Below are 13880 nucleotides of genomic sequence, written 5' to 3'. Positions count from 1 at the left end.
TTACGCTCACCGTTCCAACAACCCGGTGTTGCGACGACCGCTTGAGAGCAGTCTGCGCGTTCGTCGTCGAGTCGCCGTTCGCCGTGAGAGGCGGCGAGATCCAGATCTCGGGACCGACCGGCTCCGGGGGCGCCGCGACCGCCGTCGCCGGGACGATTCCGATGGCGAGACACGCCAGTGAGACGATGCGACGCACTTTCCCTGCCCTCCCTGAGCGACGACGCTTGCGTGCGCGAGCCTAACCGAAACGCGCCACCTTCTCGTGCATTCGAGCCGGTGTCTTCGCCCGGTAGCGTGGACGCGGTCGCATGAGCCTCACGAGCGCCCTCCCGTCCGACCCGAGCGCGGACGCCCTCTACGACGCATTCGCCGACTGGGTGGGGGACCAGGGCCTCTCGCTCTACCCGCACCAGGAGGAGGCGGCGATCGAGCTCTTCAGCGGGAGCAACGTTGTCCTCGCGACGCCGACCGGCTCGGGGAAGTCGCTCGTCGCGGTCGCCGCGCACTTCGCGGCGCTCGCCGACGACCGCGTCAGCGTCTACACCGCGCCGATCAAGGCGCTCGTCTCCGAGAAGTTCTTCGCTCTCTGCGAGACGTTCGGCCCCGAGAACGTCGGCATGCTCACCGGCGACGCGTCGGTGAACCCCGGCGCCCCCATCATCTGCTGCACGGCGGAGGTGCTCGCGAACATCGCGCTGCGCGAGGGCGCCGCGGCCGACGTCGGGCTCGTCGTCATGGACGAGTTCCACTTCTACGCCGACGGGCAGCGAGGCTGGGCGTGGCAGGTGCCGCTCCTCAGCCTGCCGCAGGCGCAGTTCCTGCTCATGTCCGCGACGCTCGGCGACATGACCCGCATCGCCGAGGACCTCGGCGAGCGCACGGGCCGGGAGACGGCGATCGTCGCCGACGCCGAGCGCCCCGTCCCGCTCACCTTCGAATGGTCGGCCGAGCCGCTCCACGAGCTTCTCGAGCGGCTCGTCGAGGACGACCAGGCGCCGATCTACGTCGTCCACTTCACGCAGGCCTCCGCGATGGAGCGCGCGCAGTCGCTCCTCTCCGCGAAGCTCTGCACGCGCGAGGAGCGCGACGCCATCGCCGAGGAGATCGGCGCGTTCCGCTTCACGGCCGGATTCGGCAAGACGCTCTCGAAGCTCGTGCGCAGCGGCATCGGCGTCCACCACGCGGGGATGCTGCCGCGCTACCGGCGGCTCGTCGAGCAGCTCGCGCAGACCGGCCTCCTCAAGGTCATCTGCGGCACCGACACCCTCGGCGTCGGCATCAACGTGCCGATCCGGACGGTCGTCCTCACCGCGCTCGCGAAGTACGACGGCACGCGCTACCGACTGCTCAAGGCGCGCGAGTTCCATCAGATCGCGGGCCGGGCGGGCCGCGCGGGCTTCGACACGTCCGGCCACGTCGTCGTCCAGGCGCCCGAGCACGTCATCGAGCGCGAGCGGCTCCTGCGCAAGGCCGGGGACGACAGCAAGAAGCGCCGCAAGGTGCAGCTCCCCAAGCCGCCCGAGGGCCAGGTGAGCTGGACCGAGGAGACGTTCACGCGCCTGCGTGACGCGACGCCCGAGCCGCTGGCGTCGAAGATGCGCGTCGATCACTCGACCGTCCTCAACGTCGTGCACCGTCCCGGGGATCCGGTCGAGGAGATGCGCGCGCTGCTCGAGGAGAGCCACGAGGACGACCGCGGCCGCGAGCGGCTCCTCGAGCAGGCCCGGACGCTCGGCGACGAGCTCCTGGAGGCGGGGGTCCTCGAGTGGCTGTCCGAGCCGGACCCGGAGGGCCGCACGCTGCGGCTCGCGGTCGACCTCCAGGAGGACTTCGCGCTCGACTCGCCGCTCGCCTCGTTCGCGCTCCAGGCCTTCGACCTCCTCGATCCCGAGTCGGAGACCTACGCGCTCGACGTCGTCTCCGTCGTCGAGGCGATCCTCGACGATCCGTGGCCGGTCCTGCGCGCACAGGCGGACAAGGCGCGCGGCGAGGCGGTCGCCGCGATGAAGGAGGAGGGGATCGAGTACGACGAGCGGATGGAGCTCCTCGAGGAGGTCACCTATCCCCAGCCGCTCGCGGACGAGCTCCGTCAGGCCCTGCGCACCTACTGCGAGACGCGCCCGTGGGTGCGGGAGTCCGACCTCTCCCCGAAGTCCGTCGTCCGCGAGATGTACGAGTGGGGACGCACGTTCAGCGAGCTCGTCGCGCACTACGGCCTCGCCCGGTCCGAGGGCATCGTCCTGCGCTATCTCTCGAGCGCCTACCGGGCGCTGCGCCGCACGGTCCCCGAGCAGGCCCGCACCGAAGAGCTCGAGGAGATCATCGACTGGCTCGGCGAGACCGTGCGTCAGACCGACTCGAGCCTCCTCGACGAGTGGGAGGCGCTCACCGACCCCGACTCGGTCGCCCGGGCGGTGGAGGCGGCCGCAGCGGGAGAGCCCGCGCCGCCGGCGCGACCGATCACGGCGAACGAGAAGGGCTTCTTCGTCATGGTGCGCAACGCGATGTTCCTCAAGGCCCGGCTCGCCGCCGAGGACCGCGCCGACGAGCTCGCGCGGCTCGACGCCGCGGCGGGGGAGATGAGCGACCCGCCGGTCCGCCCCGCGATGCGCGAGCACGACTGGCGAGAACGGCTCGACGCCTACTGGGAGGAGCACGCGACCCTCGGCACCGGCCCGAGCGCCCGTTCGCCCGACCTGCTCATCGTCGAGGAGGACGCGCACGACGACGGCCGCCGCTGGACCGTGCGGCAGATCGTCGAGGACCCGGAGGGCGACCGGGACTTCCAGATCGTCGCCGAGGTCGACCTCGACTCGTCGGACGCCGCGGGAGAGCCCGTCGTCCGGACGCGCGGCTTCGGCCGGCCCGACGAGATCCGCTGAGCGCCCGGGACGGCGGCTACGTGCGCGCCATCGAGGCGTCCCAGATGCCGGACAGCTCGTCGAGGAGGGCCGTCGCGTCGACGTCGGCCCCGGCGAGCAGCTCGGTGAGGGTCCGCTCGGTCATCCACACGAGCGCGAACGCGCGCGCCTCGACGCGGGCGACGGGAAGCTCGGGCTGCGCCGCGGCGATGCGCGCCGCCGCCGTGCGGCGGAAGCGGTCGTGGAACGCGTGCCAGAACGCGCCGACCTCCTCGTCGTAGGTCGCGGCCTCGACGAGCGCGCGCAGCGTCGGGCGGTGCGTGCGGAAGACGTCGAGGACGGCGGCGAGCGTCGGCCGGATCTCGCCCTCCTCGCGCTCCAGCCACGGGTTCGCGACGACGCCGACCGCCTCCTCGAGGGCGGCGCCGAGCCGCAGGACGAGCTCGCGCTTGTCGCGGAAGTACGCGTAGAAGGTCGGTCGCGAGAAGCCGGCCCGCTTCACGATCTGCTCGATGCCGATGTCGGCGTAGGGCGTTCCCCCGTCGAGGAGCGCGACGGTCGCGTCGAGGAGCGCCTGCTCGGTGGTGCGGCGTGCGGCGTCCGTGCGGGTGCGCTGGGAGAGGGTCGCCATGGCGCGGAGCCTAGTTGACAGCTCCGCTTGACACCGCGAAAGGCCTGCCGGCGCCGCGTCTTGCACCGCGGTACCGAGACCGCACGCGCCGTCGTTGCCTGCAACTACTGACGCGGGTCGGGGGAGCGCCGGAGCCGCTGCAGGGAGGAGCACCGATTCGCGCGCCCCGACGCGCTTCTACGGTCACGACATGCTCACCCCGACCGTCCACCAGTGCCACGTGCTGCCGACGGCGCACCCGGTGCCGGGGCCGCCGCGGCCCGCGGCGGGGACACCGGTCGCCGCCGCGCCGGCGCCCTCGTCCTCGCGCTGATCGCTCAGCGGCTGCCCGCCGACGGCGTGAACGGCCGCATCGCGAACCCCTGCCGGTCGAGGTAGGCGAGGCGGTTCGGGACGGTCCGCTCGACGACGTCGGCGAGGGCGCCGTCGATCCTGTCGCGGCGGTGACGCAGGGCGAGCCAGACGAGGAAGGTCTCGGCGAGGTCCTCGTCGTCGGCCTCCTCGCGGGCGTAGGTCGAGATGAAGCGCCCGTCGGCGGCCTGGGCGGCGCGCCACCCGGCCGCCCGCGCGTGGCGGCCGTCGAGGGACGTGTGCACGGCCTCGTGCACGAGCGTCTCCTCGAGGATGCCGTCGCGCCGGTACTCGGCCGCCTGCCCGGTGTGGATGAGGAGGCTGCGATTGCCTCCTCCGAAGGGCTCCTTGCCGCGATGGATCCAGATCGAGCGGACCCCGCGGCGCAGGACGCGCGGCAGGCGCCCGGCCTCTCGCGCGTACGTCCGGGCCTGGGCGGTCGCGGTCCGACGGCTGCGGAACTCCGAGTTGACGACGACCTCGGCCCTGAGGCCGTCGGCGAACGAGGCCGCGAAGACGTAGGCCTTGCGCTTGACGAAGCGGTCCCGCCGGCGGTCGAACACCGTCCGCGGGCGGAAGCCGACGTAGCGCAGGCGGCGGTAGGTCGATGCGTCGCCCGACCGGATGATGTCGCGGTCGACGAAGATCGTCCCCTCGAAGGGGGGCTCGCCCTGCGGCACCTCCTGGCCCGCGGCGGACGACGGGGCGGCCATCGTCACGGCGACCGCCGCGGCGAGAACGGTGCGACGGGCGGCGTGCATGCGCGCGAGCCTACCCGCGGCGCGGTCCGGCCGCGGGCACCGCTCGGCGTCTGCGTCGGGCCGGGTCGCGCTCGTCAGTCGTCGCCGGCCGCCAGCGCGGCCACCTCGTCGCGCGCGTGACCGAGGTGCCCGCGGACGGTCCGCTCGGCGCCGACCGCCGTCCGGAGCTGCCGCGAGTCGACCTCGGCGAAGGCGCGCGTGCGGTCCCGCGCGGTGTCCACGCACTCGCCCATCGCGCGGAAGAGCTCGGGATACCCGGCGCTGTGGGTGAGCGCGGCGGCCTCGATCCGCCCGTTGACGTGCAGGGCCTGGATCTGCTTGAGGTCCCGCTCGAGCCGGGTCGCGCTGTCGACGATCCGCTCGAGGCCGTCCGTGACGCTGCCCAGCGAGGTGAAGAGGTCGTCGGCGCCCGACACGAGGCCGTCGGTGAGGACGCCGAGCGCGGGCACCATCTCGCGGACGTGCGCGTCGTCGCGCGCGGACTCGGCGAACTGCATGAGCATCTCGGCCTGCAGGTTGCTGAGCGCGATCCTGAAGCTCATGTCGCGGATGACGGCGAGCGTGGACGTGATGTCGCCGCCCATCTCGTCGGTGAGCGCCGTCACCGCCCGGGAGGTCGTGCGCATCATCGCGGAGAGCGCCCCGAACACCGCGCCGTGCTCGCTGAGACCGGCCGACGAGATGCTCGCGTTGAGCGCGAAGTCGCTGAGCTCCTCGCCGAGCTCGCCGACGAACGCGGAGTTCTCCTCGAGACGCGTGCCGATCGCCGAGACGTCCTGGAGGAGGGGGAGGAGGGTCTTGAAGTACGCGTCGGTGTCCGCGCACGCGCGGTGCAGCGCCGCGAGCCGACGGTCCGAGATCGCGACGTCCGCGGAGCGCTCGGCGGACCGGTGCGCCTCCCGGCTGTGCGTCTCGAGCGGCAGGGCGTGCCGCATGAACTCCTCGTAGCTGCCGTAGCCGAGGTCGCCGAGGCGCTGCCCGAGGAACGCGACGCCGTCGGCGATCGCCTCCTTGCGCCGTCGCACGTCGCCGCCTTCGCTGCGCAGCTCGTGATCGCGGACCTCTGCGTAGAGCTCCTGCACGGTGTCGAGGAGACCGCTCGTCGGCTTGAGGCGGACGGACACGAAGCCGTCGCGCGTCGGCACCGCGACGGCGATCACCCAGTAGTACGAGCCGTCGCTCGCCGCGTTCTTCACGTAGGCGGCGATCGGGCGTCCCGCGAGGAGGAACTCCCAGAACGTCGCGAAGACCGCGCGCGGCATGTCCTCGTGGCGGACGATGTTGTGCGGGCGGCCGATCATGTCGCGGAGCTCGTACTTGCTCACGCGTGCGAAGACGTCGTTCCCGTAGGTGATGATGCCCTTCGGGTCCGTCGTCGAGAAGAAGAGCTCGTCGACCTCGTACGGGCTCTCGACGGGCGTGGGGCGGGCGTGGGTGAGAGTGGCCATCACGCACTTTGTCGGCAGCCACGGCCATGATCGCAGTCGAATTGCGGAGAACTACGGACCCGGCATGATCCGGCGAGGGGCGAGGCGGGCCGCGCCGAGCGGCGGGGAGCGCCGTGCGAGCACGTCGCTCCCCGCCGGCTCGCGTCAGGAGCAGCCGTCGGTGACGCCGTCGCCGATCGCGGTCGCCGTGCAGCCGGTCAGCGAGAACGCCGTCGCCAGACTCCCGTCGCCGATGACCGTGGCGGTGTTGTCGTTCCCGACGCTGTAGGTCGTGCTCGAGTCCCCGATCGTCGTCGCGGTGTTCCGGTCTCCGTCGGTGAACGCGTTCGAGCCCTCGCCGATGACGGTGGCCGAGCTGTCCGTGCCGATCGCGCGGGCGATGCTCCCGTCACCGACGACCGTCGCGGTGTTCGAGGTGCCGAGCGCGGCGGCGTCGCTCCCATCGCCCGTCACGACGGCGGTGTTGCCCTCGCCGTTGGCCGCGGCACCGCTGTTCATCCCGTCCACCGTGGCGGTGTTGCCGTCGCCGTCGGTGCTGGCGACGCTGTCGTCGCCGGTCACCGTCGCGGTGTTGCCGTCCCCGCGCTGGGCGTAGGCCCAGGTGCGGTCACCGGTGGCCGAGGCGGTGTTGTCGTCTCCGTCCTGGGCCAGCGCGTGCGCGTCGTAGCCGTCGGCGATGGCGGTGTTGCCGCTTCCGAAGATCGCGCTCGCGCCCGAGAAGTCGCCGGTCGCCGTGGCGGTGTTGCCGTCGCCCTCTCCGGCGCCGGCATACGCATATTCGCCGGTGGCGACGGCGGTGTTCCCGTCGCCGTTGCCGGCGAATGCGAAGCTGTCGGCGCCGCGGGCTCGGGCCTTGTTCCGATCGCCGCCGGTGGCCTCGGCGGTGCTGCTGCTGCCGAAGGCGAGCGCCACCGAGCCCTGGCCTTCGGCTGTGCAAGACGCCGATCCGGAGTCGTGCCGCACCTCGCCGTTCGTGGCGATGCACATGGTGGACTTGGCCTGAGCCGCCGGGGCGCCGGCGGCGACCAGCGTGATGGCGGCTGCCGCCACGAGCCCTCCTGAGCGTGTCTTCGTCATGTCTGCTGCTCCTCGTGTGTCGTCGGACGCTGACCCGAGGCGACGTTGGCCCAGGGCCCAGGCCTCCGACAGCGTGCTCACTACCGCTCCGACTTCGGAGGAGTACCGAGGCCGGTCCGTAGGTCTCGGAGTCCTGCGACACGCGTCGGCCAGACGCCGGGCGTGCTCCGGCCCCTTCGCAATTGGTTGACATAAGATCGATTATCGAGCGCAACACGCCGCAGCATCGAGCCGTGGTTCTCGCGCGCGAGAAGGCTCAGTAGTTCGAGGCAGCCGCCGCGCGGCGAGTCACGGATGCCACGTGAGACGGCGGCGCCGACCATGAACGGCCCGACCAGGAGACGTGGCGTGCCGGCTCACACGATGGTCAGACCGAGTCCTCCGGCCGACGGCAAGACGGGCCCTTCCGACGACACGTCGCTCCCGCTGGCCGCGCTCGCCGGCGCGGTGTTCTTCGCGCTGATCGTCGTCCACTCACAGCTCCGGGCATCGGCCCCCGCCGTCACCGATCCCGCGCGCGAAGTCGCGGCGTACTTCGCGTCCCACCAGGACAGCCTCCAGCTCGGCGCGGTCGCGCTTGCTCTCGCCATGCCCGCTGCTCTCGTCTGGCTGGCCGGCCTCGTCAACACGCTGCGGCAGATCGAGGGCCCGAGCAGGGTCGCGAGTCTCACGGCGCTCGGCGGCGGAGTCCTCGCCGCAGCGAGCGCGGTCGTGACGGCCCTGATCCAAGGAACCGTCGCCGTCCGACACGCGGATCTCGGCGCCGACGGGACGCAGGCGGGTTGGACGATGGTCCTCCTCAGCACAGGCGGGATCTTGCTCGGCTTGATGGTCGTGATCGGAGCCGCGGGGATGGTCTCGCGGCGCACGGGGCTGCTGCCCCGCTGGGGTGGCGTCGCGAGCGGCGCGCTCGTGCTCCTCTCCCTGGTCGGCGCCTTCACCATCGGCTACGGCTCCGACGCCATCCAGGCCGTCGCGGGCATCACGATCCTTCTCGACAGCGTGTGGATCGTGGTCGTCGGCGTCCTCATGTGGCGACGCCCGCCGCACGCGGCCGCGTAGCCCCGATCGCTCAGCGTCGTCGTCGCCGTGCATCGGGTGCGCCCGTCCGGGCAGGTCGGCGGGGACTCCCCGGACCGGCCACCGGCGACGAGGTGTGCCGCGGCGGCTTTCGCGGTATCTAGGACACGTGAGCTCTCGGCCCTTCTCCTACTTCGCAGCCCCCGCCGCTCTCGTCGCCTGCGCCGCGGCGGTCTTCGTCATCCTCGGTGGCACCGGTGAGGCCGTCGGCGACGGGCGCATCGCGAAGGCGCTCCCGGAGTGGGACGTCCGCCTCGTGGGCAACGACCCGCTCGTGTCGCGGCGGTTCGGTGACGACTGCCTGCTGCGCGTCCGCGAGGGCCGCTCGGTCGAGGGCGAGGACCGCGACCGGCTGCCCGGGCGGATCGGCCTCGCGGAGGAGCCGAAGCTGAAGGTCGGCGGCCAGTCGCGACGGACGGACCTCACGACGCTCTACCTCCGCCTCACCCACGTCGGCGAGCGGTACACCCTGCGCACCGCGCTCGCACGCGCGTCCGACGAGGAGTGCGCCGAGCGCACCCGCCGCGACGCGCTCGCTGCCGCGCGGGTGCTCGTGGAGGCCGACGCCCCCCAGACGGCGACGACGGGTCTCTGACCGGCACCGCCCGCTCGGCGTCAGAGACCGAGGATCCCGCGCAGCGGCTGCGGGATCTGGGCGACGAGCCGGTCGCGCGCCTCCGCGAGCGCCGCGTCGCGGATGACGGCGATGAGCCGCTCCTCGAGCGCATCCGGGTCGTCGAGCTGACGCAGGACGGCGAGGACGTCGATCTCGAGGAGCGCCCGCCGGACGACCGGACCGGTCGGCACGAGGCCGTCGACGACCCCGTCGGGGATCCGCCGCACGGCCTCCTCCGCGAGCCCCGGCAGGCCGAGCTCGCCCACGTAGTCGTCGACGAGCACCGAGGCCTCGGGGAGCCGGCCCGCGCGCTCGAGGCGGTCGACCGCCGCGATGAGCCCGCTGCGGAGCACGCCCGCGAGCCGCCGCTCGTCGCGGCCGGTGAGGGCGGCGACCTCGCGGCGGTCACGCGCGGAGGGCAGCGACAGGACGAGCCGCTCCCGCGAGACGCCGAGGACGCAGGCCGCGCGCTGGACTCCCAGCAGGACGACGTCCTCCGCGACCGCCTCGAGGTCGTCCGTCGGCGGCCCGAGCGGCCGCTCCACGCACGGGTCGGCGGTGCGCGCCGGCTCGAACTCGTCGCCGCCCGACGCGAGGTGGATCGCGACGAGCCCGGCGCTCAGCGCGAGCGCCGCGAGCGGGAGCAGGAGCGCACGGAGGCTCACGTCCGGACCACCCGGGTCGGCCGCGACGCCGCGCGCCGGCGCGGTGGCCGGTCCCTGAGCATGAGCGACGGGAGGACCGCGAGCAGCGCGAGGCCGCCCGCGAGCAGGAAGGCGTCGCGGAACGCCCTCGTCGCCGCCCGCTCGAGCTGGTCGTCGAGCGCCAGCTCGAGCGCATCCGCGCGCTCCCGGCCCGCGGGTGAGAGCTCGATGGCGGCGAAGGCCGGCGCGAGGTCGGGGACGCGCCCCTCCTCACCGCGCAGCTCGGCGTCGAGCGCGTCGGCGAGGTCGAGCTTCGCGGTCGCCGAAAGCGGAGCGTCGAGGACGAGCGAGGCGATCGCCTCCTCCGTCGGCGCCTGGGCCTCACGGAGGTCCGCGGTGAAGACCGGCGTGAGGAGCGCGAGGCCGGCGACGACGCCGGCGTGACGAGCGGCGATCGTCCATCCCCCGTGCAGCGCCCGCGGGACCCGGTCACGCAGCGCGACGGCGGTGAGCGAGTCGACCGTGAGGCCGAGGCCGAGCCCGATGAGCGCCTGCGGGGCGAGCGTCCAGCGCGGGTCGGCGTCGGGGAGCAGCCCGAGCGCCACGAGCCCCCCGCCCATGAGGATCGAGCCCGCGACCGCCTCGGAGCGGGTCCCCGCCCGCGCGGCGCGCGCGACCGTTCCCGCGAGCACCGCGGCGACGGGGATGACGGTCACCGTGAGCGCCGCGAGCGCGGGCGACCGCCTCCACCCCTCGACGAGGAGGAGGACGAGCAGGAAGAGCGCCGCCGTGAGCGCGGCGGAGAGCAGCGCGAGCGTGACGTTCGCGACGAGATGCGGCCGATCGGGCAGCACGGGCACCTCGTCGACGCCCGTGTCGTGGACGGCGCGCCGTGCCCGCCGGCGCAGGACGAGCGCCGCCGGAAGCGCGAGGAGGACGAGCGGGACCTGCACGATGAAGATCGACTGCCAGGAGATCGCCTCGGTGAGGAGCCCGCCCGCGACCGGGCCGATCGCCGCGCCCGCGACGCCCGCGGCGGCCCACCGCGCCGCCCCGCGCCGCTCCTCCCCCGTCGCGGCGACGAGCAGCTCGAGGCACGCCGCGATGACGAGCGCCCCGCCGAGGGCCTGGACGACGCGCGCGGCGATGAGCACCTCGAGGGAGGAGGCGAGCGCGCACCCCGCCGACGCTGCGGCGAACACCACGATCCCGACCGCCCCCGCAGCACCCGCGCCGCCGTGGAGGCACACGCGGGCCGCCGGAACGGCCGCGAGGGCGAGGACGAGATTGAACGCCGTGAGGACCCAGGCGACCTCGCCCACCTCGGCGTCGAGCTCGCGCAGGATCTCGGGGAGCGCGAGCGTGACGATGGCGGAATCCGCGAGGACGATCCCGACGGCGAGCGAGAGGACCGCGGTCACGCCTCGATCGTAGAAGGCCGCGGGGTTCGGGCATCGTCCCGCGACGCGGGTCGCGCCGACGGCCGCCGCTCGTCGCGCGAGAAGCGTCGCGTCTAGGGTGGGTCCATGCCCGCCTCCCCCTCCCTCTCCGAGCGCGCCGACGTGCTGCGCCGCCTCCACGACGAGCATCGTCCGCTCGTCCTGCCGACCGTCTGGGACGTCTGGTCCGCGCGCACCGCGGCCGACGCCGGCTTCGCCGCTCTCACGGTCGGCAGCCACCCGCTCGCCGACAGCCGCGGCGAGTCCGATCAGGAGGGCCAGGCGCTCGCCGACGTCGTGGCCGCCGCGGGCCGCATCGCCGCGTCGGTCGACGTCCCGGTGTCCATCGACCTCGAGTCGGGCTACGGCGTCTCCCCCGACGAGCTCGTCGCCGCCCTCCTCGAGTCGGGCGGCGTCGGCCTCAACGTCGAGGACACCGTGCACTCCGAGGGCGGCCGGGTCCGCTCGACCGAGGAGCACGCGGCGTACATCGCGGGGCTCCGCGAGGCGTCCGACGCCGCCGGCGTCCGCGTGTGGATCAACGGGCGCACCGATCTCTTCGCTCACGCCGACGACAAGGCCGCGGTCCTCGACGAGGTGATCGCGCGGCTCCGCGCCCTCGTCGAGGCCGGGGCCGACAGCGTCTACCCCGTGAAGATCCAGGACGACGACGACCTGCTCCGCGCGGTCGTCGACGCCGTCGACGTGCCCGTGAACGCGACCGCCCACCCGGCGAAGCACGACCTGCGGCGCTTCGCCGACCTCGGCATCCGCCGGATCACGAACGGGCCGCTCCTCCAAGCCGCCCTCACCGAGGCGACCCGGGAGCTGCTCGCGCCCTGGAGGCCCGGCGGCTGAGCGAGGTTTCCCCGCACGCAGCGGTTCGGCGGATCACGGATGTCGCCGGGACCGCGCGAGGCGATCGTGGGGTCATGCCCGAGACGACCGCGCTCACGTCCCCGACCGCCACGCCGCTGCTCGAGGTGCTCGTCCCGCACGCCGACGCGAGCACCGAGGTCACCGTGATGGTCGACGCCCCCGCTCACGTCACGTACGCCGAGCTCAGGACGATCGACTTCGCCGAGATGCCGCGGCGCGACCCGCTCATGGGCTGGCTCATCGCCGCCCGCGCGATCCCCGACCGGATCGCGCGCCGGCTCCGCGGCGAGGCGCCCGCGGTGGCCATGGCGGAGGCGGGCTCCCGGCTGTGCGACATGTCCGAGGGCCCCGACGCGTGGATCCGGCTGGGCGAGCGCCCGGGGCTCGAGTTCGCCTTCGGCGCGATCGGTCAGTTCACCGGCCCGCAGGTGCGGTGGCGGCCCAGCACGGCGTCGGAGTTCCCCGGCTTCGCGGAGCCCGGGTACGTGAAGGTGGGCGCGGCGCTCTCGGTCCGCCCCTACGGCGAGCGGCGGTGCCTCCTCACCTACGAGTGCCGCTCGGTGGCGACCGACGAGAAGGCGAGCGCCGCGTTCCGCCGGTACTGGATGCTCGTCTCACCGGGGATCCGCCTCGTCCTGTGGCGCGCCGCGGTGGCGATCCGCCGGGCCGCGGTCGCCGCACGGCCCGAATGAGCCCCCCGGCCCCGGGCCGGGGCCCGGGGCGCGGACCGGCGGACCGCTTCAGCCGCCCTTCTCCGCGTCCTGGAGCTCGCCGCGGCCGAGCGCGAGCAGGAGAGCGTCGTTCGCCCCCTCGCCGATCTGCGTCTGCGGGGCGTCCCTGCGCAGGCGGGCGAGCTCGTCGTCGGCGCGGTAGGACCGGCTCGCCGCGAGCCGCGCCGCGAGCTCGACCGCCCACACGGCGGTGTCGGACGCGACGACCTTCGCGGCCGTCGACAGCTCGCGGGCGTTGTCGGCGTCGAGGTCGACGGCGATCGCGGCGCGCTCGGTGAGCGATTCGGCCGCCATCAGGCGCGCGCGCAGCTCGCCGACCCGGAGCTGCACGTGGGTGTGGTCGCCGAGGACGCCGTCCCCGATCTCGCGGTCGGTCGATTCGGCGAGCGCGACCGTCAGGCAGCGGTCGATGATCCCGAGCGCCCGGCAGGCGACGTTGACGCGGCCCACGCCGAGCGCGCCGAGCATCTGACGGGCGCCGCGGCCGGCGCCGTCCGGTCCCCCGAGGATCTCCGCGCCCGGGGCGTGGTGGGCCTCGAACACGTAGGCGGCGGACTCGACGCCGCGGTAGCCGATCTTGTCGAGCTCGCTCACCTGCCAGCTCGGACCGTCGCGGCCCTCCGCCGGGAGGACGACGCACGTGAGGTCCCCGTCGACGCGGGTCATCACGAAGACGACGTCGGCCGACACCCCGCCGGCGACCCAGCGCTTGCGGCCCTCGAGGAGGAGCCCGCCGCGCGGGTCGGGCGTCGCGGACGTCGTGAGCCTCGAGAGGTCGCTGCCGGCCTGCGGCTCGGTGATCGAGAACGCGGCGAGAGCCGACCCGTCCGCGAACCGCGGCAGCCAGCGCTCGCGCTGGTCGGGCGTCCCGTCACGGACGAGGAGCTGCGTCGCGAGGCCGGTCGGGTTGACCGCCCCCGTGAGCGAGATCCAGCCGCGTGAGAGGGACCGCCACACCGGGACGAGCTCGGCGACCGTCAGGCCCTCTCCCCCGTGCTCCGCCGGGACGAGCGCGCCCGGGATGCCGAGGGCGACGATCTCCTCCCAGACCGCGTCCGGGAGGACGTCGTCGCGGTCCCAGTCGGCGACGTGCGGGAGGACGACGTCGGCGACGAAGCGGTCGACCGCGTCGGTGAGCGGGGGCTGCGCGAGGTCGGGTGCGGGCATGGCCGACCGTCCCTACCCGCCCGGCGCCCCGCCGAAGCGCGCGGTCGATGCCGAGCACGCACCCACCGCCCCTGACCGAGCGGACGCGTCTCCCCCGTCCCGGGTGTCGGCGTGGGTATATGTGCGCCATGTCCGTGCCCCGGCGTGCCGCGCTCTGCGCCAGCCTCCTGGCTCCCGCCGCCGCGGCGGCTGCTG

General features: G+C 74.0%; 14 protein-coding genes. 6 read left to right on the top strand and 8 right to left on the bottom strand.

Features of this window, described 5'->3' with window-relative positions:
• Positions 1 to 196, bottom strand: a 196-nt coding sequence (locus ACME2J_RS10215) for a hypothetical protein (RefSeq protein WP_495544805.1), incomplete at its 3' end; no start/stop codon positions are given.
• 112 nt (positions 197 to 308) lie between these two features.
• Between ACME2J_RS10215 and ACME2J_RS10210 the strand changes: the two genes are divergently transcribed.
• The gene (locus ACME2J_RS10210) at positions 309 to 2882 is read left to right on the top strand and encodes a DEAD/DEAH box helicase (protein ID WP_495544804.1); all 2574 of its coding nucleotides are present in this window, start codon (positions 309 to 311) and stop codon (positions 2880 to 2882) included.
• Between the two features lie 16 nt (positions 2883 to 2898).
• Here the strand turns inward: ACME2J_RS10210 and ACME2J_RS10205 are convergent, their stop codons facing one another.
• Entirely contained in the window at positions 2899 to 3492 is a 594-nt protein-coding gene (locus ACME2J_RS10205; RefSeq protein WP_495544803.1) for a TetR/AcrR family transcriptional regulator, read from the bottom strand.
• A gap of 190 nt (positions 3493 to 3682) precedes the next feature.
• Between ACME2J_RS10205 and ACME2J_RS10200 the strand changes: the two genes are divergently transcribed.
• Positions 3683 to 3805 (top strand): hypothetical protein, encoded by a 123-nt coding sequence (locus tag ACME2J_RS10200; RefSeq protein ID WP_495544802.1) that lies wholly within the window; start codon positions 3683 to 3685, stop codon positions 3803 to 3805.
• A gap of 4 nt (positions 3806 to 3809) precedes the next feature.
• Here ACME2J_RS10200 and ACME2J_RS10195 read toward each other — a convergent pair whose 3' ends face one another.
• The 3 genes from ACME2J_RS10195 to ACME2J_RS10185 all read right to left on the bottom strand — a co-directional run bounded on the left by ACME2J_RS10195 (position 3810) and on the right by ACME2J_RS10185 (position 7129).
• On the bottom strand, positions 3810 to 4604 hold the full coding sequence (locus ACME2J_RS10195; protein WP_495544801.1) for a hypothetical protein: 795 nt from the start codon (positions 4602 to 4604) through the stop codon (positions 3810 to 3812).
• 74 nt (positions 4605 to 4678) lie between these two features.
• Positions 4679 to 6052, bottom strand: a complete 1374-nt coding sequence (locus tag ACME2J_RS10190) for a PAS domain-containing protein (RefSeq protein WP_495544800.1) — start codon at positions 6050 to 6052, stop codon at positions 4679 to 4681.
• 144 nt (positions 6053 to 6196) lie between these two features.
• Positions 6197 to 7129: a hypothetical protein gene (locus ACME2J_RS10185; protein WP_495544799.1), complete on the bottom strand. Its 933-nt coding sequence runs from the start codon at positions 7127 to 7129 to the stop codon at positions 6197 to 6199.
• A gap of 348 nt (positions 7130 to 7477) precedes the next feature.
• Here ACME2J_RS10185 and ACME2J_RS10180 point away from each other — a divergent pair, with 348 nt between their 5' ends.
• Together ACME2J_RS10180 and ACME2J_RS10175 are read left to right on the top strand one after the other, a co-directional pair.
• A complete protein-coding gene (locus ACME2J_RS10180; protein WP_495544798.1) occupies positions 7478 to 8191 on the top strand; it encodes a hypothetical protein in 714 nt (237 codons plus the stop codon).
• A gap of 127 nt (positions 8192 to 8318) precedes the next feature.
• Positions 8319 to 8804 (top strand): hypothetical protein, encoded by a 486-nt coding sequence (locus tag ACME2J_RS10175; RefSeq protein WP_495544797.1) that lies wholly within the window; start codon positions 8319 to 8321, stop codon positions 8802 to 8804.
• A gap of 20 nt (positions 8805 to 8824) precedes the next feature.
• On the opposite strand, the gene ACME2J_RS10170 is transcribed toward ACME2J_RS10175, so the two are convergent.
• Both ACME2J_RS10170 and ACME2J_RS10165 read right to left on the bottom strand, forming a co-directional pair.
• Positions 8825 to 9490 carry a hypothetical protein gene (locus tag ACME2J_RS10170; RefSeq protein WP_495544796.1) on the bottom strand — a complete coding sequence of 222 codons (666 nt, stop codon included), beginning with the start codon at positions 9488 to 9490 and terminating at the stop codon, positions 8825 to 8827.
• On the bottom strand, positions 9487 to 10890 hold the full coding sequence (locus ACME2J_RS10165; protein ID WP_495544795.1) for an MFS transporter: 1404 nt from the start codon (positions 10888 to 10890) through the stop codon (positions 9487 to 9489). The genes ACME2J_RS10170 and ACME2J_RS10165 overlap by 4 nt, the downstream gene beginning before the upstream one ends.
• 105 nt (positions 10891 to 10995) lie before the next feature.
• On the opposite strand from ACME2J_RS10165, the gene ACME2J_RS10160 reads away from it, so the two are divergent.
• Positions 10996 to 11766, top strand: a complete 771-nt coding sequence (locus ACME2J_RS10160) for an isocitrate lyase/PEP mutase family protein (RefSeq protein ID WP_495544794.1) — start codon at positions 10996 to 10998, stop codon at positions 11764 to 11766.
• A gap of 74 nt (positions 11767 to 11840) precedes the next feature.
• Complete coding sequence (locus ACME2J_RS10155; RefSeq protein ID WP_495544793.1) at positions 11841 to 12479, top strand: hypothetical protein; 639 nt, start codon at positions 11841 to 11843, stop codon at positions 12477 to 12479.
• A 48-nt stretch (positions 12480 to 12527) separates the two neighbouring features.
• Here the strand turns inward: ACME2J_RS10155 and ACME2J_RS10150 are convergent, their stop codons facing one another.
• Positions 12528 to 13685 (bottom strand): acyl-CoA dehydrogenase family protein, encoded by a 1158-nt coding sequence (locus ACME2J_RS10150; protein WP_495544792.1) that lies wholly within the window; start codon positions 13683 to 13685, stop codon positions 12528 to 12530.
• Between the last annotated feature and the right edge of the window lie 195 nt (positions 13686 to 13880).

The sequence above is a fragment of the Paraconexibacter sp. genome, from assembly GCF_059438195.1.
Note: the sequence above shows the minus strand (reverse complement) of the source record. Positions and strands in the feature narration are given on the sequence as shown.

Coding starts and splice junctions, on each gene's coding strand:
- ACME2J_RS10190 (WP_495544800.1), bottom strand. CDS start 6,052: ATGGCCACTCTCACCCACGCCCGCCCCACGCCCGTCGAGAGCCCGTAC.
- ACME2J_RS10185 (WP_495544799.1), bottom strand. CDS start 7,129: ATGACGAAGACACGCTCAGGAGGGCTCGTGGCGGCAGCCGCCATCACG.
- ACME2J_RS10205 (WP_495544803.1), bottom strand. CDS start 3,492: ATGGCGACCCTCTCCCAGCGCACCCGCACGGACGCCGCACGCCGCACC.
- ACME2J_RS10155 (WP_495544793.1), top strand. CDS start 11,841: ATGCCCGAGACGACCGCGCTCACGTCCCCGACCGCCACGCCGCTGCTC.
- ACME2J_RS10195 (WP_495544801.1), bottom strand. CDS start 4,604: ATGCACGCCGCCCGTCGCACCGTTCTCGCCGCGGCGGTCGCCGTGACG.
- ACME2J_RS10200 (WP_495544802.1), top strand. CDS start 3,683: ATGCTCACCCCGACCGTCCACCAGTGCCACGTGCTGCCGACGGCGCAC.
- ACME2J_RS10160 (WP_495544794.1), top strand. CDS start 10,996: ATGCCCGCCTCCCCCTCCCTCTCCGAGCGCGCCGACGTGCTGCGCCGC.
- ACME2J_RS10210 (WP_495544804.1), top strand. CDS start 309: ATGAGCCTCACGAGCGCCCTCCCGTCCGACCCGAGCGCGGACGCCCTC.
- ACME2J_RS10150 (WP_495544792.1), bottom strand. CDS start 13,685: ATGCCCGCACCCGACCTCGCGCAGCCCCCGCTCACCGACGCGGTCGAC.